At 27.1% G+C, this 3,035-nt stretch carries 2 protein-coding genes; both read left to right on the top strand.

Features of this window, described 5'->3' with window-relative positions:
• Positions 1 to 798 precede the first annotated feature (798 nt).
• A complete protein-coding gene (locus tag Q0H31_RS13045; RefSeq protein ID WP_295298883.1) occupies positions 799 to 1,338 on the top strand; it encodes a flavodoxin family protein in 540 nt (179 codons plus the stop codon).
• Positions 1,339 to 1,706: 368 nt separating this feature from the next.
• Positions 1,707 to 2,822, top strand: coding sequence for a restriction endonuclease subunit S (locus tag Q0H31_RS13040; protein WP_295298881.1), 1,116 nt, complete (start codon positions 1,707 to 1,709; stop codon positions 2,820 to 2,822).
• Positions 2,823 to 3,035 lie beyond the last annotated feature (213 nt).

Genomic DNA, 3,035 nt, shown 5'->3' with positions numbered 1-3,035 from the left:
AGCCGAAATTGGAAATAGAATCGAGGGTGATATGGAAGAAAAACCAGATATTTTCAGAGGCATCAAAAGTGTTTTTGGGCAAGCTAAGAAATAGATTATAAAGATATTAGTTTATTTAAAAAATATATTTTGAATTTTTTTATTATTTGTGGGGACTAGCCCCCACACCACCACTTCTTTTGGTGACCCAAAGAAGCAAAAGGACTGCATTTTTATTAAGTATAGCCAAAACATATGGTATTATTTTTTATATATATTTCATAGATATAAAACTTAAATATTTGCACTTTCGCGAAGCGTGCCCGAAGGGCGAAAACTTTGACGAAGTCCGCAAAGCGAAGGCGGGAAAAAGTTGAATAAAAAAATTGACAAAGTTAAAAATTTTCAGTATATATTCCAATATAGTGCATTGACTTTGAGAATTTCATGCATTGCAAATTATAATCATTTTAATTTATAATACCGCTTTTATTTTGCATATTTCAGATATTATTCCTATTTTTTATAATCTCTCAAAGTGTCTTTTGATGAACCTATTGATTTTATTATTTATGATATAGTTATGATCTCCTCCCTTTATTGTTTTATGAGTTAATTTTAAGTTATTATTGAAATATATCAAATACTTATGTATTATAATTAATTATAACTAAAAAGCATTACAATTATTTTTTAATATTTAATCAAAATATAATTGTTTTTTTAATAAAAAATACAAAAAACTTGATAAATCGTTTGACATTGGAGCATACTCTAATGCTATAATATAATTAATAAAAATAAATAAGAGGTTATAAAATGAGTAAAAAAGTATTAATAATATCATCTAGCCCAAGAAGAGGAGGCAACTCTGATACATTATGCGATGAGTTTTTAAAAGGTGCTAAAGAAAGAGGACATAATGTAGAAAAGATATTCTTAAAAGACAAAAAAATTAATTACTGTGAAGACTGCGGAACTTGCTATAAAAATAATAAGCCTTGCGTACAAAAAGATGATATGAGTGAAATATTAGACAAAATGATTGAAGCTGATGTAATAGTAATGGCTACACCTGTTTACTTTTACACAATGAATTCCCAAATGAAAACATTTATAGACAGATGCGTTACTAAGTATTTAGAGATTAAGAACAAAGATTTTTATTTTATTGCAGCTGCTGCTACTGAAGATGAAAAAGAAATGCTTAGAACTATTGACGGCTTTAGAGGATTTTTGGATTGTTTAGAAGATGCGAGAGAGAAAGGATTTATATTAGCACATAGTGTTTGGAATAAAGGCGAAATTAATGATAAAAAATTTATGCAAGATGCATACAATATGGGGTTAAATGTTTGATTATTTAAATTTTATAAAATTATAAACAATTTCAATATAATTAAAAAATTGGTATATCTTAAAAAAGGTATGCCAATTTATTTTTTTAATATATTTTTAAAGTTTATTAATTTTTATATTCAATTATGCATTCATTAAAAGTTATACTGATAAATATTTAACGCAACTATATTAAATATTTATGTCTTATAATCAATTATAACTAAAAGGCATTGATAAAAATAGATAATATGTTAGTATAAAAGTAAGATAAATATATTTTGTAATTTTTTATTGTTCTTTTTCCCGCAGCTACGCTCTGCGGACTTCGTCAAAGTTGCAAAAAGTGCAATTTCATAATAGAATGTTTTTAATAGTTGGAGAAAATTATGAAAAAAGAATTGCCGAGCGGCTGGAAAGAACTACAAATTAAAGATGTTCTTGATTATGAAAGACCTGATTTATATATAGTAAAAAATAATATCTATAAAGATAAAGGAGTTGCGGTTCTTACAGCTAATAAAAGTTTTATATTAGGCTATACAGATGAAAAGGATAATATATATAATAATATTCCTGTAATAATTTTTGATGATTTTACTACTGAAACTAAATATGTTAATTTTCCTTTTAAAGTAAAATCTTCTGCTATTAAGATTTTAAAATCTAAGAAAGGTTATAACTTAAAGTTTATTTATGAAGTATTAAATATAATATCTTTTAATTGTAAAGTACACAAAAGATATTATATTTCCGAATATCAAAATTTAAATATTTTAGTACCACCCCTCGACGAGCAAAAACGAATAGCCGACATACTCTCTACTTTCGATGACTTAATAGAAAACCTCAACAAGCTAATAGCGAAAAAAGAGATTTATAAGAAAGGCGTGATGCAAAGGGTGCTAAGCGGTAAGGTGCGTTTTGAAGGCTTTACGGACGAGTGGGAAACTGTGAAATTAAAAGATATTTTAATAGCTGGTTCAAAAGATAGAGTGCCTGATACTTCTAAATATAAAAAAATAACAATTAAATTGCATAACAAAGGAATAGAATTTTCTAATATAGAAAGAAAAATGGCTGATAAAAGACCTTTTTATATTAGAAAAAAAGATGAAATAATTATAGGTAAGCAAAATTATTTTAATGGAAGTATTGCAATTGTAGATGAAGAATTTGATAATACAATATGTTCAAATGCAATAATGAGCTTTACAGTTAATGAAGATTGCAATAATAAGTTTATATATTTTTTATTATCAAGAAAATCATATATGCAAAAATATTATCATTTAGCTAATGGTACAGGTCAAAAGGAATTATCAGAAAGTGATTTTTTAAATTTTAATCTATTAATTCCAAGCCTCGAGGAGCAAAACAAAATTGCTGAACTGCTCTCGCTGATAGACCAAGACATCGACAGCCTTAAACAGATTTTACATCTTCGCAGGCTTCAAAAAAAAGGAGTTATGCAAAAACTATTAACTGGGGAGGTTAGGGTTTAGGATTATTGTGTACTAAAAAGTAACAACCCGCACGCATAAAAGATATTTATTAATAAAAGGCTATACCGTGCGTAAAGGTGCTGCAGCTCGTAGGGCTAGCCACCACAAACAAAAACTTAAAAATACATCTATAAACCTATGAGGTACTATAATGGACATAAAAGCTTTGAAATATTTTCTAATTTCGGCAAGAGAAGGTAGCATCACTAAAGC

Source organism: uncultured Brachyspira sp., from assembly GCF_934747485.1.
GTDB lineage: Bacteria > Spirochaetota > Brachyspiria > Brachyspirales > Brachyspiraceae > Brachyspira.
This window is presented reverse-complemented; position numbering and strand designations above follow the sequence as displayed.

Bases quoted from the DNA above. Each gene is read 5' to 3' on its own strand.
- Q0H31_RS13040 (WP_295298881.1), top strand. From the start codon at position 1,707: ATGAAAAAAGAATTGCCGAGCGGCTGGAAAGAACTACAAATTAAAGAT.
- Q0H31_RS13045 (WP_295298883.1), top strand. From the start codon at position 799: ATGAGTAAAAAAGTATTAATAATATCATCTAGCCCAAGAAGAGGAGGC.